Source organism: Thermosyntropha tengcongensis, from assembly GCF_055381335.1.
Map to the genome: position 1 here is coordinate 1,457,541 of NZ_AP042437.1, position 15,369 is coordinate 1,472,909.

Below are 15,369 nucleotides of genomic sequence, written 5' to 3' on the forward strand. Positions count from 1 at the left end.
TTTTTCCTCTCCTTAATCAATATAGATTTTCTTATCTTCCAGAGCAGCATACTTCCTGAGCTCCTGCATCATCCTGCAAAAATTATCCATATTCAAGGACTGTTTACCATCAGACAAAGCTTTTTCCGGATCCTGATGCACCTCTACCATAACCCCATCAGCTCCTGCCGCTATGGCCGCTTTAGCTACCGGCATAACCAGTTCCCATTTGCCAGTAGCATGGCTGGGATCAACCAGTACTGGAAGGTGGGAAAGGTGCTTCACCAGAGCTACCGCTCCTATATCTACAGTATTGCGGGTATAAGGTTCAAAAGTCCTGATTCCCCTTTCACAGAGGATAACCTTATCATTGCCTCCCTTTAAAATATATTCGGCAGCCAGAAGCCATTCCTCGATAGTCGCGGATAAACCCCGCTTCAAAAGAACCGGCTTGTCTATTTTCCCCAGTTCGTCTAAAAGGGTAAAATTCTGCATATTACGGCTGCCTACCTGAAAAACATCAATATGGTCATATAAAATATCCAAATCTCTTACATCCATAATTTCGGTTATCAAAGGAAGTCCCGTTAAGTTCCTGGCTTCCACCATAATCGAAAGGCCTTCTTTTCCCAATCCCCGGAAAGAATAAGGAGAAGTGCGGGGTTTAAAAAGGCCGCCCCTTAACATATGTACTCCGTTATCCTTTAAAAATTCAGCCAGCTTTATATAATCCTCCCTGTTCTCCACAGCACAGGGACCAGCAATAACCGTACAATAACCTTCTCCGATAAAAACTGTATTATCTGGAGTATTTATTTTAATCACTGTATTTCCATCTTTAGCCTCTTTGGCTACCAGTCTAAACGGGCGCATAGTTTTTTCCTCCATGAAAACTTAAATCTCTTACTTATATTTCCCGGTTTTCTTGATACTAAATCACCTGTAAGCCATTGCTCTATTAGTATAATACAATAAAATGGTATATAATTAGTAAAAAAATCTGTTTATGTGCATTATAAAAGAATAACCCCATTTTTCTGCAATTTAATCCGGTAAAGGAGATTTTTTATGGCCTGCCTTAATGTAGCTGTATGCCAGATGAAAGTAGAAAAAGACAAAGAAAAAAACCTCAAAAAAGCAGAAGAAATGATAAAAGAAGCCGTAGAAAAAGGAGCTGAGCTGGTGGTACTGCCGGAAATTTTCAATGCTCCTTATCAAACTGACCTTATGCCTCAGTATGCAGAAACTTATCCAGGCCCTTCCACACTATTTCTGAAGGAACAGGCGGTAAAACATAAAATATATCTGGTGGGCGGAACTATTCCGGAAAAAGACAGCCAGGGGAAAATATACAACACCAGTTTTATCTTCAATGAGCAGGGGGAACTTAAAGGAGTATACCGCAAAGCCCATCTTTTTGATGTGGACATTCCCGGTAAAATAACCTTTAAAGAATCAGATATATTTACAGCAGGAAATAAAATAGATGTAATTCCTCATCCCCAGCTTCCTTTTGCCGTCCTTATATGCTATGACTGCCGATTCCCCGAATGGGCCAAGCTGGCTTCCCTAAAAGGGGCAAAAATGCTGGTTATCCCTGCTGCCTTCAGCCTTAAAACAGGTAAAGATCATTTTGAGCTTCTTATGCGCTGCCGGGCAGTAGACAACCAGGTCTATGTCATTGCTGCATCTCCTGCCCGCAACCCAAAAGCCTCATTTCAGGTATGGGGACATTCCATGATAGTAAATCCCTGGGGCGAAATAATAGCCAAAGGCGGCAGTGAAGAGGAAGTTATTTTTGCTTCCCTTGATTTGTCAATTATAGATAAAATACGGGAAGAAATGCCGTTATTAAAACAAACCAGAGTCAAACTGCAGGCAGAAGAATAAATTAAGGAGGTTTGAAAATGAAATTTTATACCGAATATCTGTGGTTTAATACAGAAAAAAGAAGAGAGTATATACGCATAACCGATAAAGTCAGGGAAGCCTGCAAAAAAAGCGGTATAAAGGAAGGCTTTATACTGGTAAGTGCCATGCATATAAGCGCGGGGGTTTTTGTCAATGACAACGAAAGCGGAATCCTTAAAGATATCGATAATATGCTGGAAGAAATAGCCCCTTTCGGTCCTGACTACCATCACCACCGTACCGGTGAAGATAATGGAGATGCTCATCTTAAAAGTATCCTCGTCCACCACCAGGTTATAGTGCCGGTAACTGATGGGGATCTGGATTTAGGCCCCTGGCAGGAGATATTTTATGCCGAATTTGATGGGCGAAGAAGAAAGAGGGTTATTATAAAAGTTATGGGAGAATGAATACTTCTCCCTTCTAACTCGTCAAATCTTCTCTTAATTTTCTGGCTTCCCGCAAATAAATATGTTTAATCTCTTCCTGGCTTTTTTCTGTGTTTATATGTACCAGAACCCTTATGCAACGGGGAAGAGCACCAGGAACTTCTATTTCCTGAAAGCACAGCAGAGGGACTTTATCCCACCCTATCATGCGGGCTGCCTGAGCAGGGAAAATCGAACGGACATCGGAGGTTACTGTAAAAAGAATGCTGGCGATATCGTCTACCTCAAAATCATTCTCTTCCTTTATCTTGAAAAGCAGTTCCTTGGTAGCTTCCAGTATTTCTTCCGGCGTATCCTTTTCTATCGTTATAGCCCCTCTTATACCTCTAACTTTCAATCACCATCAACTCCGCTTCTAATTTATTCAGGAAACAGCACGATGCCCCAGCCCTATGGCCACCTCATCCAGGTGAAGGAGCCCAATGCCTAAAAATATAGCTACACTAACATGATCTTTATAGCGGGCGATCCCTATTTTTCCTCCTACATTAAGACCCAGGGCTTTAGGCATAAGCTGGGCAATAGCCTCCCTGGCTGCACCTGCCACAGCTCCCTCTTCGGCATGAGTATCTTTTATTACTCCTTCCCTTTTGGCAGCTACTACTGATCTTTCTACAATTTTGCCCACTGAAGTAATAAATTCTCCTCCGTAATCAACAGCTACCGCCTTTATTCCATATTTATTATAAAGTTCATCTTTTAAAATATTTTCTTCCTGACGGGTTGCCGTTAAGGCCATCTTTATAGCTGCACTGGCTACTGCTTTACTCCCTACTTCCATAAAACTTATCCCACCTTTAGAATTTATTACACTTATTATTTTACTATAATTTCCCCAATCATTACCATACCACCATCCTGGCCTCCATTTGATCTGTATACGCTGCCTTTTTCCGGGTAGGATAAGTTATTGGAAACTTCCTTTATCCTGTACTCAACAGGGAGATCATAAAAGGTAGAATCAATCTCTACCTTATCTCCTGCCATAACCTTCAGCCTTACTTCATTGCTGGTAAATCTTTTTACTTCCCTATTATTAACCAAAACTACTGCTTTAGGCAAGCTAGAATACTTTTCCGCAGAAATAACCATAAAGGCATAGGGAGATTTTACATCAAACTCATTATAAGCCCCATAATCCACTTTATTTACCGGATATTCAATTTTCTGCCCCTCCAGCCGCTCTCCCCAGCTTAAATACAGCCGAAAAGGCTCTTTTACCATAAGTCCCTGTACCACAACTATGATTAAAACGGTTACCACTATGGTTCTTAACAAAATTTTTTCCACTTTATCTGCCAATTTCTTCATTTTCCACTCACCCCGGAACAAGCTTCTCCTCTATATTATGCCCGGGGGCTAAACTTTATCCCTAAATAACAAACCTCCAGCCTCAATTTTATATGCTGGAGGTTATAATAAATTATTACTGTATTTACATTTTTTTACCAGTTTTGGCGGGCATATTCCACGCCGACCAAAAAGGCTTCCTTATTCTTTCTTATAACTTCTTCACTTTTTCCCTTAAATATAACATCAAAATATTCCAGGGCTTTTTCAACCTCTACTACTTTGGTTTTTTCAAGATAAGCTCCCAAAAGTATCATATTGGCTCCCCGGGGGTTTCCTATTCTATCTGCCAGTTCATTAACCGGAAGTTTTAATACATTTAGATCATCCCTTCTAGGATCACGGTCAACAAGTGAAGAATTTATTACCAGGGTCCCATTAGGCTTTATTTTATTTTCAAATTTATCCAGAGAAGGCCTGTTGAGTATAACTGCCATAAGCGGGTTTTCAGTTATAGGCGAGCTTATTTCTTCATCTGATATAGTCACCAAACAATTGGCTGTACCTCCCCGCATCTCTGCACCATAGGAAGGAACCCAGGATACATGTTTACCTGCGCTTAATGCCGCATGAGTCAAAAACTGCCCCATGGAAAGAACTCCCTGGCCTCCAAAACCTGCAAACAATACCTGTTTTTCTTCCATCCTTCCATACCTCCTTACTCTTTGACCTTAAATTCTCCCAGCGGGAAATACGGTATCATTTCCTTTTCTACCCTTTCCAGCGCTTTAATAGGACTCATTCCCCAGTTAGTGGGGCAAGTCGACAGGATTTCCACCATAGAAAAACCTTTTCCTTCCATCTGGGTTTGAATAGCCTTCTTTATAGCTTTTTTCGTCTTATTTACATTGGCTGGATTATGTACCGACGTCCGGCAAATATATGCTGACCCTTCATTGGTAGCCAGAAGTTCAGCCATCCTTACCGGATAGCCTGCCAATTCAGGCTTGCGTCCATAAGGGGAAGTGGTAGTAACCTGCCCAATTAAGGTGGTCGGTGCCATTTGCCCACCGGTCATTCCATAAATGGTGTTATTGATAAAAATAACGGTTATATTTTCTCCCCGCGCAGAAGCATGAACAATTTCTGCCATACCTATGGATGCTAAATCTCCATCCCCCTGATAGGTAAAAACAAAATTCTCCGGAAGCATCCGCTTTATTCCAGTAGCTATGGCCGGAGCTCTGCCGTGGGCAGCCTCCAGCATATCGAAATTAAAATATTCGTATGCCAGTACTCCACAGCCTACTGGACAAACGCCGATAGTTTTTTCCCGCAGTCCCATTTCATCAATACATTCCGCTATTACCCTGTGAATAATACCGTGCGTGCATCCCGGACAGTAGTGAAATTTTTTGTCATAGAGGCTTTCCGGTCTTTTAGCTACTACTTTCATTACAGCCCCTCCCTTTCTGCTATCTGCATAACTACACCGATAATCTCTTCTGGATTGGGAATAACGCCTATTCTTCCATAAAATTCAACCCGGGAACGGCCATTTAAGGCTAATTTGATATCTTCTACCATCTGCCCCATATTGATTTCCAAAGATAAGAACAGCTTAGCCCCGTTTTCAGCAGCCTCTACTATATAGTCATCAGGGAAAGGCCATAGAGTTATAGGTCTTATTAACCCAGCCTTTATTCCTCTTTTGCGCACTTCAATAACTGCCTTTTTAGCTACTCTGGACATAAGTCCAAAAGCAACCAAAATTAATTCTGCATCTTCGGTCATAAAAGTTTCGGCTCTCTTTTCTTTAGACCTTATCAAATCATATTTGCTTTTTAGATATCTATTCCTCTGTTCCAATTCTTCGGGAGGCAAATGGAGAGTAGTAATAACATTAGGTCTTCTTCCCTTACATCCAGTAGTCGCCCAGGGCTTTTCATAAGCTGGAGTAACAGGATCTCTCAAAACAATAGGCTCCATCATCTGTCCCAGGGTTCCTTCTGCCATTATCATTACCGGTATGCGATATTTATCTGCCAGTTCAAAACCATCCATGGCAAAATCCATCATATCCTGCACACTGGCAGGAGCCAGGACAATGGTGTGATAGTCGCCATGCCCTCCTCCCCGGGTAGCCTGAAAATAATCTGATTGAGCAGGTTGAATGCCTCCTAATCCCGGACCTCCGCGCGATATATTAACGATAACGCATGGAAGCTCAGCCTCTGCAATAAATGAAATTCCTTCCTGTTTAAGGCTTATTCCCGGTCCTGAAGAAGCAGTCATAACCCTGGCCCCGGTAGAAGCAGCTCCATATACCATATTTATAGCTGCCACTTCACTTTCCGCCTGCAAAAAAACCCCGCCTATCTTGGGATATTTGCGGGCCATATATTCAGCAATCTCACTTGACGGAGTAATAGGATAACCGAAATATGCCTTACACCCTGCCCTTATCGCGCCTTCAGCTAAAGCTTCATTCCCCTTCATCAAGACCTTTTCCATACTACCATCACTCCCTTTCCACTTCGATAACTAAATCAGGACACATAATAGCACATGTACCACATCCCGTGCAGCTTTCAGGATTTATGGCAGTAACCGGATGATATCCCAAAGCATTTATAATATTCTTATCCAATCCCAGGGTATCTTTGGGACAAAAATGGATACATAATTCACAAGCTTTGCAGCGATCCATATGAAAACTTAATATCCCTCTTGCCATACTACCTTTTCCCCCTATGTAAATAGACTATATCCATTGTGGCCTTAAATTAATTTTTATTTTCTTTAATATTTGCGGATAAAAAACTGCCAGTTCTTCATAGAACTTTTCTTCAACTGTCAAATACCTTACCGGGAGATTCAACACTTCTGCATATTCTAAAACCTTTTCATGCCCCTCTTTTATTATTTGCACCGTAGTCTCTTCCACCAGGTTAGGGTTGCTTATAATACCCGTAAAATTGAGCCTGGAAGCCCTTTCCAAATAATACTTAAGTTCTTTTATGCTGTCTATATCCCCGGCAAAAGGGCGATAAGGATTTATAACCAGGAAAAAATCAAGTTCCTCCCTCTTTAATAAATAATCCCTGATATATCCCAGCACTACTGCCCCTACTTCATCACCTGCCAGGTCAATAATAATGTGGTTTCTCTGCTGTAAAACTCCAATAATTTCAGATGGTATACCCGGTACATCTCCAAATATAAGTTCTTCACCAGGTGCCAGTACCCTTATCCCTTTTTGCCGCAAAATCCCTCTCATTTCCCGGGAAGCAAAATAAGGATTTACTATGTCCAGATCAGCCAGTATTATTTCCCCACTATTTTCGTTTTTTTTCTCTACGGCAAAATTTAAAGCTATTTCACTCTTTCCACTGCCAAAGCCACCGGAAAAAATAACAGTACTTGCCAAAATAATCCTTCTTTCTTTGAATTTATTTGTAGCAAAATTAATATAAAGTAATATAATAAAAAAGTATATTACTAAAAAAAATAAAATTCTAGAGGTTTTATAATCTGTTAAAAAAAAAATAACATTTTGTTAAAAAAATAACCAGACACAAGGACATTCCCCTAGCATCTGTAAAAAACAAAATGTCCTTATATCTGGCTAAAAGTTGAAGCTTTGCTCATCAGAGAATATATCGGTAAGCTCATTTATAATAGCATATATATCCTCTTCATCCATTTTTAATATTCTTAATGCCTCCTCAGAGACCGCATAAAGCATACCATCTATGCCTATTCCTATACCCATAGACACACAAACAGCATCGGCCAGATGAACAATAGAAGTTAAAGGTTTATTTACTTTCGCCTTTTCCGGGCTATGATGGTGAGCAATAGTATCAACCAGTTCCAGTGGGAGATTCCATTTTTCCGCCACCTTGGAACCTACCATGGCATGATTAAATCCCAATACCATATTTTCAGCTTCTATAAAATCGATATTCCCTTCACTTACTTTTGCCACTACTTCATGATAGAACTGCTTCATGGCATTGTTAAGTATAACCTTGCCTATGTCATGCAGCAAGCCGCTGGTATATGCCAGATCAAGCTGGGCAAATTTAGCTTTGCGTGCAATATGCCTGGCCGCCATGGCTACACACTGTGAATGTTTCCATAATTCTCCGTGTTCTAAGGCATAGCCTGTCATTTCGGCATTCAGAATATCGCTCACGGAAGCTGCCATTACAATACTTTTTATAGTCTTGAATCCCAAAAAAACAGTAGCATCAGTCACCGTAGCAATACGCCGCGGAAAGCCATAAAAAGCAGAATTGGCAAGTTTTAAAACCCTGGCTGTCATAGCCTGATCCTGAGTTAAAACATTATTTATGTCCTGAGCAGTAGAATTGGGATCCTCTGCCAGTTTCATGACTTTGACTACCACACTTGGCAGAGCCGGCAAATCATTTACCGCTCTAACTATATCATCCAGTGAAACTCTCCCCATTAATTTACCTCCCCTTAAAACTGCTACTTCCAGTTATCCAGCTTTCTTTCCAGGTAAAACTTGTAGTTAGCCATTTCTTCTGAAATTTTTAACAAGATTCTTCCTATATCAAGCTTGGATAAGACAAGTTCTTCCGGTTCTAATATTTCAACCGTCCTAAACTCCTCTTTCATAGTAAACTTTACCGCATCTTCCAGTGAATCAGCAGTAAAAGTTATGACTACAGGGGCATAGGCTGATGATTTGCCGCTAAATTCATCATAAACAAAATAAATTTCCCCGCTCATATCTATATCTTCAATAGTTATTCCCTGAATAGGAACATTGCGCATAAGGGAAACCTTATGCTGTCTTATTTCTTCCGCTACCTGTTCACTTGTTTTACCGCCGAATATTTTACCTTGCTTTGCTCTTCCCAAAAAATCAAACCTGACTTTTAGCTTTAATTTTTTCAAAATCTTCCCCCCGGTCCTGCTTATTTTATTACTGTCATTTTAAGCAAATACTCTGCTGTTTAAGCAGGGTCATTTTATAACTAACCTGGACCAAATTCCTATTAATTTTATTATACCCTAAAGCCGCCAACTCCAATTAAAAATAAATCAATACTCTATACCTCTTTTAGCTTCTATCTTTTTATCGTAAGGATTTTTTATAAACTTTACTTCACTTACCAGATGGCAGAGCTCTATAATTTCTGCGGGACAGCTTCTACCGGTAATAACCGCATCAACGGGGATATTTTTGAGCAAATCTAAAATAACCTGCCGGTAAACAGGGAAAAGATTATAAACATTGATTATTTCATCTAGTATAACTATATCCCAAAAACTGTTTTTTATTTGTTCTTCTGCAAAAAGGAGCCCTTCTCTAATTATTTCATAATCCCTATTTTCAATATTAGAAGGCAAAACTATGCATTCCAAATTACCCAGACAGCAGTCCTCATCGCCATAAGGGCAACTGCGTCCAAAACAGGCTGTTACAAAGTCTTCAACATTTATTTTCTTTATCGCTTTAAACTCACCGCTTTTTAAACCTGATTTTAAAAAAGAAATAAATAAAACCTTTTTACCCTGTCCCCAGGCTCTAAGCGCCAAACCAGCTGCCGACGTTGTTTTTCCCTTACCATCACCTGTAAATGCCAGTATCATTCTAATGCCTCCGTCCGCAGGCCATCATTTTAAGCTTTTCCACCTCATCAGGAGTTAGGTAGCGATACTCTCCAGCAGATAAGCCATCCAAATTTAAAAAGCCGAATGAAGTCCTTTTTAATTTTAGTACCGGATGTCCAATCTCCCTGCACATGCGTTTTACCTGCCTTTTTCTTCCTTCATGAATCTTCAGCTCCAGCAAAGTTTTGTCTTTTCCCTTCCTGAGGATCTTTACCCTGGCCGGTGCAGTAATGCCATCCTCTAAAAGCACACCTTTTTTAAGCTTTTCTAATGCTTCCCTGCCTACCATGCCCTTTACTAAAGCTTCATAAGTTTTAGTTATCTCATAACGGGGATGAAGCATAAGGTTAGTAAAATCGCCATCATTGGTAAGCAAAAGCAGTCCTTCGGTATCAAAATCCAGCCTTCCTACGGGGTAAATCCTGGTTTTTACTTCTTTCACCAGCTGGACTACCGTAGGTCTTCCCTGAGGATCATAAACACTGCTTATATAGCCAGCCGGTTTATTTAATAAAATATATATCTTATCATTACATTTATTAACTACCTGACCATCAACTTCCACAACATCTCTTTCCGGATCAATTTTTATACCTTGAGTATCTACAATAACCCCATTTACTTTTACTCTCTTTTGTTCTATCATTTCTTCTGCCTTGCGACGCGATGCGACCCCTGCCTGTGCCAGGTATTTAGCTAAACGCAACCTCCATCCTTCCTTAAAGCATAATTTATATAAAAATTCTACATCTTCTGTATTTTATCCTTTTCAAAATCAGTCATTATTATGCCAAATATCAAACAACCTTTCCCTGCTTTATTCTGTAAATTTTAATCGATAACTAAAACCTTACTATCCTAATAAAATTCTTTAATATGACTTCTTTCCATTATCAATTACTTTTTTTAACATGATATGCTAAACTTAAGCTGAATGAATTAGCAACTATAAATACTTTTTTGTGCTACCGTTTAAACTATATATAAATAAACACAAGTCATCATCTTAATTTTTAAAGTTTGGAGGCATAAAAAATGGCATGCAAACAGATTGATAAACCGAAAATCGAGCAGGCTTTTCGCATGATTTTAGAAGCTATAGGAGAAGATCCGGAAAGAGAAGGGTTAAGAGACACTCCCAGGAGAGTGGCCAAAATGTATGAAGAAATATTTTCCGGGCTCTGGTGTGAACCGAAGGAATTTTTACAGGTATCCTTTTCAGAGTTCCATGATGAACTGGTTTTAGTAAAAGATATCCCTTTGTATTCCATGTGTGAACATCATTTTCTTCCCTTTTACGGGAAAGCACATGTCGCTTATATTCCGCGGGGAGGAAAAGTTATCGGCATAAGTAAACTGGCCAGGGTAGCTGAAGCTTATGCCAAAAGGCCGCAGCTGCAGGAAAGGCTGACCTCTCAGATTGCCGACTGTATATATGAAACTCTAAATCCTCATGGAGTAGGCGTTGTAATAGAAGCAGAGCACATGTGCATGACCATGCGGGGTATAAGAAAGCCAGGTTCTATAACTGTAACTTCAGCCTTAAGGGGACTTTTTGAAACCAGACACCAGACAAGAGAAGAACTGCTTTCATTAATCCTGAATAAAAGGTAAATAAAAAAGGGTAGCATTTAAGCTACCCTTTTTATTTGCCGTTTACATTTAGAACAGACCAACAATTTCTCCGCTGGGAAGAATGTCAATCTTTTCAGCAGCAGGAACTTTTGCCAATCCAGGCATGGTCATGATTTCACCTGCATAAGTTACGATAAATCCTGCTCCTGCCGAAACTTTAGCTTCTCTGATAGTAATTTCAAAGCCAGTCGGTCTTCCCTTCAGGTTCGGATTGTCAGAGAGTGAGAATTGGGTCTTGGCCATGCATATAGGCAGGTTGCCGTAACCTAATTCTTCAATTTTGGCAATATTCTTTTCAGCAGTTGGAGTATAGATTACTCCTTTGGCTCCGTAAATTTCAGTAGCAATTTTTTCAATTTTTGCTTTAACCGGCATGTCTAATTCATAGAGGAATTTGAAATTGCTGGGTTTTTCAGCAGCAGCAATAACCTTGCGAGCCAGATCTTCTCCGCCAGCTCCACCTTTAGCCCATACCTGGGATACTGCAACTTCTGCTCCCAGAGCATTGCATTTCTTTACTACCAGATCTACTTCTTCCTGAGTATCAGTCGGGAATTCATTCAAAGCAACTACTACCGGCAGACCAAACTTCTGTACGTTTTCTAATTGTTTTTCTAAGTTAGCAACACCTTTTTCTAAGGCCTCCATGTTAACTTCGCCTAATTTGTCCTTCGGCACTCCACCATGGTTCTTAAGAGCCCTGATAGTAGCTACTATAACTACCGCATCAGGTTTCATATTGCCATAGCGGCATACGATGTTAAAGAATTTTTCAGCACCCAGGTCAGCACCGAATCCAGCCTCAGTTACCATATAATCAGCAAGCCTTAATCCCATCTGGGTAGCCATCAAGCTGTTAGTTCCGTGAGCAATGTTAGCAAAAGGCCCGCCATGTATAAAAGCAGGAGTATTTTCTAAAGTCTGTACCAGGTTAGGCTTGATAGCATCTTTCATTAACAGAGCCAGAGACCCAGCTGCTTTAAGGTCATCAGCAGTTACCGGTTTGCCATCGTAGGTATATGCAACTACCATGCGCTTAAATCTTTCCTTAAGATCCATCAAATCTTTAGCCAGGCAGAGACAGGCCATGATTTCGGAAGCAACGCTTATATCAAATCCCGTTTCACGAGGCACACCATTAGCTTTGCCGCCCAGGCCTACGATAACATTTCTTAAAGCCCTGTCATTCAGGTCAACTACTCTGCGCCATACAACCTGGCGCGGATCTATATTAAGCTCATTACCATGATGCAGATGGTTGTCTATCAAAGCAGCCAGAAGGTTATGAGCTGTAGATACTGCATGAATATCGCCGGTAAAATGCAGGTTGATGTCTTCCATCGGTACAACCTGAGAATATCCACCGCCAGCAGCCCCACCTTTTACTCCAAAACTGGGTCCTAAAGAAGGTTCACGCAGAGCTATAATAGCAGTTTTGCCAACCCTGTTTAAAGCCTGTCCTAATCCAACAGTGGTGGTAGTTTTACCTTCTCCTGCCGGAGTAGGATTTATAGCAGTAACCAGGATTAATTTTCCACAAGGTTTATCCTTGATTCTTTCCCAAACATCCAGAGAAACCTTGGCCTTATACTTGCCGTAAAGCTCCAGATCATCTTCAGTAAGCCCAATTTTTTTGGCTACTTCCACGATAGGGAGCATTTTGGCTTCCTGTGCAATTTGAATGTCGCTCTTCATTAAATTTCAGTCCTCCTTCATTTATATTTTTATTTATTTTCAGGCATTAGCCTAAAAATCCGCTGTTTTTAAGGACTTCTACCGCTTTTTCATGGTCTTCTTTGGCTACCAGGATAACAGGACCTGTACATCCCATTCCGCTTGCTGCATATATCTTGTTCTTCCACAAGGCCTTTACTGCATCATCCATTTCCAGTATGTCAATTCCGCTTATCTGGCTCTCTACCACTTTCTCCGGCGGCATTTCCACTTCTTCTTTTCCTTCTTTCGCTTCTTTGGCTGTTTCTACTATCCAGCCTGCTTTCTCGGCTTTGGCTATCTCTTCTTCTTTTATTTTCAGAAATTTTCCTCTTACCATGGAGGCGCAGTATTCTATCGCATTGGCTACTACCGGAGTCCCGGAAGCTCTTGATAATATATGGATCAGTCTGTCAAATCCTTTGCCTACTCCAGGCCCGTATCCATATCCTAATGTCTCATAGCTTCCCCCGCTGTTGTAAGCACTGAAAAGCTTCATGAGTACATTCCCGGTCAAGGTGTCGGTTACCAGTACATCTACACTTCCTATTATGAGGTCGTTCCCTCTTAATACCTGCCCTCCATCACTTCTGGCTGATTCTCCCCACTTGAACCGATAGCCTCTCTCCTGCATGGCTTTTAGATGTCTTTCTACCTGTCTTGCTCCTTCTATATTTAATATCCCTACTGTCGGCTCTTCTATGCCATCTGCTTTGGCCACCGCTATCCCATATACGGCATTTTTTACCATGGCCTGTACACGGTTTACATCACTGGTTCCGGTACTGGTCGCTATATACATGGGTTTTCCTCTATACGGGGTTATTATTTTCCCTACGGTTGATACTCCTATGGGGAAGGGATAGTGCATGGTTACTGCTCCCTGTATTTCCCCACTGTCTAACAGGTCCTCCAATATCCGGTGTACGCTGTCTTCGTCTTCTGCTGGATAGTTTTTCAGGCTCTCATCAGGACAGGGGCCTATTATTACTACTTCCAGGCTGGAATCTTTTTTCATGGCTTCTTTGGCCCCTTTTATCAGAGCTTCTGCACCTACTTCACTCCCGTAGGTGGTTAAGCCTATTTTTACTGCCGCTTTCCCTTTTCCGGTTTTTATCATCTCTGCCGTTTCTTTTAGTACTTCTACTGCTATTTTTTTGGCCTGTTCTGTCATTTTATCACCTCCCGGCAAGAGATTCGGCTGCTTCTTTTATGGCTTCTGCTATTATTTCTCTTATCTGCTGTTTTAACTCTTCGCTGTCCTGTTTGGTTTCTTCAATCTTGCCGCTGTTTTTCTCTATTATGAAGCTTATTCCATCGAAGAGGTCGGTCATTCTTCCCAGGAATAAGCTGCCTTTTCCTATTATCATGCCTCTCTGTTTTTTGCCTTCTTTTATGTCATCTATGAGATGTCCTATTAAGGGTACTCCGGACGGTATATGTCCCTGGGTAGGTGCAAATCCAGGCACTCCATGTTTTTCAGCAAAGCTTGCCAGTTCGGCTTTGTCTATTTCTCCTTTTTTGACTGCCATGGCTCCTATCATTTTGTAGTTGGCAAGGGGGACATCTCCTGCTCCTGCTGGTACAGTCAGCTCAGGATTCTGCAGTTCCGGTGCAAATACATCTATGTCGGTTATTTTTAATCCGTTTTCTTCCAAGGGGTCTACTACTATGGCCTGCATTACTGCCTGCGGGGAAGAGCCGGATGCTATTTTGTGTCTCCCTACTATGTCGGTCCTTACTACCGGGCTTTGTCCATCGTTGGCACTTATTAATACGGCATAGCCTCCTACCATGTCTTCTAATGCCGGCATCCCTTTTTTGACATGGTCACGGCTGTTCATGCCCAGTTTGGCTGAGGATCCTCCAGCCATTACTACTACGTTTTTGAATATCCCAGCTTTTATTAAGCCACATGCGTTTACTATGCCGTGGGAAGGACCTGCACAGAATCCTCTTATATCACAGCCGGTGGCATTCATAAGGTCGCATACTTCCCCTATGGCTTTGGCCAGGTTCCCTCCGCCTCTCTGGTTCATGTCTCCTACTGCTTCTTCGGAGGTCTCAATTATATAATCTATGTCCAGGGGATTTATGCCGTGTTTTTTTATAAGGTTGGCCAGGGCCAATGCTCCGGATGCTTTGGATACCAGGTTCTCGAACACTACGTGGGCGGAAAGGTTGATGTCGGTTTCATGTGCTGCTCTTACACACCCTACCAGCTTGCCGTCAAGGTATAAGCCGTCTGCTTCGTGTTTTTCTACCATTTTTTCTATTTCTGCCAGGTCTCTGGTCTTGTCCAGGGCAGCAAGCTGTTTGGCGCTGAAAAGGTTCCTGGCTTCTATTTTTGGTTTGATCTCGCTTGCAAATTCAGGGGATAATTCTACCAGATCGAAGCGGTCTACTATTTTCATTAAGCCGTAAAATTCATCTTCCGGCATGATTTCACCGTATTTGCCATCTCTGCTCCCATTAACCGGGTTCTGGTACCAGGGGGAAGGATGGTTCCTTAAGTCTTCCGGCTTCATGTTGCCTATATATACCTGATTGGGAGCATAGTTTACTGCATCTTCAAAGCTCCTTAAATGCTTGGGAAGGGCTTTTAAATATTCGGAATCAGGGTTCAACAGTTTCTCTGATGTGATGGTTGTCCCATGCTCTAACAGTATGTTAGGTGCATGTACCAGTACATAAGAAGCTGCTTTGATTACTGGATAGCTCAAAGCTTTTACCTCCTTTA

19 protein-coding genes are annotated in these 15,369 nt (G+C 41.3%); 3 read left to right on the top strand and 16 right to left on the bottom strand.

The window, feature by feature from the left end:
* Window positions 1-12 precede the first annotated feature (12 nt).
* Window positions 13-852 carry a 3-deoxy-7-phosphoheptulonate synthase gene (gene aroF, locus ACZ42E_RS06915; RefSeq protein WP_464891616.1) on the bottom strand — a complete coding sequence of 280 codons (840 nt, stop codon included), beginning with the start codon at window positions 850-852 and terminating at the stop codon, window positions 13-15.
* Between the two features lie 195 nt (window positions 853-1,047).
* Between aroF and ACZ42E_RS06920 the strand changes: the two genes are divergently transcribed.
* On the top strand, window positions 1,048-1,869 hold the full coding sequence (locus ACZ42E_RS06920; RefSeq protein WP_464891617.1) for a carbon-nitrogen hydrolase family protein: 822 nt from the start codon (window positions 1,048-1,050) through the stop codon (window positions 1,867-1,869).
* Window positions 1,870-1,886: 17 nt separating this feature from the next.
* Window positions 1,887-2,300: a secondary thiamine-phosphate synthase enzyme YjbQ gene (locus ACZ42E_RS06925; RefSeq protein WP_464891618.1), complete on the top strand. Its 414-nt coding sequence runs from the start codon at window positions 1,887-1,889 to the stop codon at window positions 2,298-2,300.
* A 13-nt stretch (window positions 2,301-2,313) separates the two neighbouring features.
* On the opposite strand, the gene aroH is transcribed toward ACZ42E_RS06925, so the two are convergent.
* The 12 genes from aroH to ACZ42E_RS06985 form a co-directional block, all read right to left on the bottom strand.
* Complete coding sequence (aroH, locus tag ACZ42E_RS06930) at window positions 2,314-2,676, bottom strand: chorismate mutase (RefSeq protein WP_464891619.1); 363 nt, start codon at window positions 2,674-2,676, stop codon at window positions 2,314-2,316.
* Between the two features lie 27 nt (window positions 2,677-2,703).
* Complete coding sequence (locus tag ACZ42E_RS06935) at window positions 2,704-3,120, bottom strand: HutP family protein (RefSeq protein WP_464891620.1); 417 nt, start codon at window positions 3,118-3,120, stop codon at window positions 2,704-2,706.
* Between the two features lie 35 nt (window positions 3,121-3,155).
* Window positions 3,156-3,650, bottom strand: coding sequence for a hypothetical protein (locus ACZ42E_RS06940; RefSeq protein WP_464891621.1), 495 nt, complete (start codon window positions 3,648-3,650; stop codon window positions 3,156-3,158).
* Between the two features lie 134 nt (window positions 3,651-3,784).
* Window positions 3,785-4,333, bottom strand: coding sequence for a 2-oxoacid:acceptor oxidoreductase family protein (locus tag ACZ42E_RS06945; protein ID WP_464891622.1), 549 nt, complete (start codon window positions 4,331-4,333; stop codon window positions 3,785-3,787).
* A 14-nt stretch (window positions 4,334-4,347) separates the two neighbouring features.
* Window positions 4,348-5,085: a thiamine pyrophosphate-dependent enzyme gene (locus tag ACZ42E_RS06950; RefSeq protein WP_464891623.1), complete on the bottom strand. Its 738-nt coding sequence runs from the start codon at window positions 5,083-5,085 to the stop codon at window positions 4,348-4,350.
* A complete protein-coding gene (locus ACZ42E_RS06955; protein ID WP_464891624.1) occupies window positions 5,085-6,143 on the bottom strand; it encodes a 3-methyl-2-oxobutanoate dehydrogenase subunit VorB in 1,059 nt (352 codons plus the stop codon). Before ACZ42E_RS06955 ends, ACZ42E_RS06950 begins: the two co-directional genes overlap by 1 nt.
* A gap of 7 nt (window positions 6,144-6,150) precedes the next feature.
* Complete coding sequence (locus ACZ42E_RS06960) at window positions 6,151-6,366, bottom strand: 4Fe-4S binding protein (RefSeq protein WP_464891625.1); 216 nt, start codon at window positions 6,364-6,366, stop codon at window positions 6,151-6,153.
* Between the two features lie 27 nt (window positions 6,367-6,393).
* On the bottom strand, window positions 6,394-7,059 hold the full coding sequence (locus ACZ42E_RS06965) for a hypothetical protein (protein ID WP_464891626.1): 666 nt from the start codon (window positions 7,057-7,059) through the stop codon (window positions 6,394-6,396).
* Between the two features lie 198 nt (window positions 7,060-7,257).
* Entirely contained in the window at window positions 7,258-8,106 is an 849-nt protein-coding gene (locus tag ACZ42E_RS06970; RefSeq protein WP_464891627.1) for an HDOD domain-containing protein, read from the bottom strand.
* Between the two features lie 23 nt (window positions 8,107-8,129).
* On the bottom strand, window positions 8,130-8,561 hold the full coding sequence (locus ACZ42E_RS06975) for a hypothetical protein (protein WP_464891628.1): 432 nt from the start codon (window positions 8,559-8,561) through the stop codon (window positions 8,130-8,132).
* Window positions 8,562-8,708: 147 nt separating this feature from the next.
* Entirely contained in the window at window positions 8,709-9,260 is a 552-nt protein-coding gene (locus ACZ42E_RS06980) for a cob(I)yrinic acid a,c-diamide adenosyltransferase (protein ID WP_464891629.1), read from the bottom strand.
* Window position 9,261: 1 nt separating this feature from the next.
* Window positions 9,262-9,987, bottom strand: a complete 726-nt coding sequence (locus tag ACZ42E_RS06985; RefSeq protein ID WP_464891630.1) for a pseudouridine synthase — start codon at window positions 9,985-9,987, stop codon at window positions 9,262-9,264.
* A 329-nt stretch (window positions 9,988-10,316) separates the two neighbouring features.
* Between ACZ42E_RS06985 and folE the strand changes: the two genes are divergently transcribed.
* The gene (gene folE, locus ACZ42E_RS06990; protein ID WP_464891631.1) at window positions 10,317-10,895 is read left to right on the top strand and encodes a GTP cyclohydrolase I FolE; all 579 of its coding nucleotides are present in this window, start codon (window positions 10,317-10,319) and stop codon (window positions 10,893-10,895) included.
* 48 nt (window positions 10,896-10,943) lie between these two features.
* Here folE and ACZ42E_RS06995 read toward each other — a convergent pair whose 3' ends face one another.
* From ACZ42E_RS06995 to grdC, 3 genes are read right to left on the bottom strand one after another with little or no spacing between them, the layout of a single operon-like run.
* Entirely contained in the window at window positions 10,944-12,611 is a 1,668-nt protein-coding gene (locus ACZ42E_RS06995; RefSeq protein ID WP_464891632.1) for a formate--tetrahydrofolate ligase, read from the bottom strand.
* Window positions 12,612-12,657: 46 nt separating this feature from the next.
* Window positions 12,658-13,803 carry a glycine/sarcosine/betaine reductase complex component C subunit alpha gene (gene grdD, locus ACZ42E_RS07000; protein WP_464891633.1) on the bottom strand — a complete coding sequence of 382 codons (1,146 nt, stop codon included), beginning with the start codon at window positions 13,801-13,803 and terminating at the stop codon, window positions 12,658-12,660.
* Between the two features lie 4 nt (window positions 13,804-13,807).
* Window positions 13,808-15,352, bottom strand: a complete 1,545-nt coding sequence (gene grdC / locus ACZ42E_RS07005) for a glycine/sarcosine/betaine reductase complex component C subunit beta (protein WP_464891634.1) — start codon at window positions 15,350-15,352, stop codon at window positions 13,808-13,810.
* Window positions 15,353-15,369 lie beyond the last annotated feature (17 nt).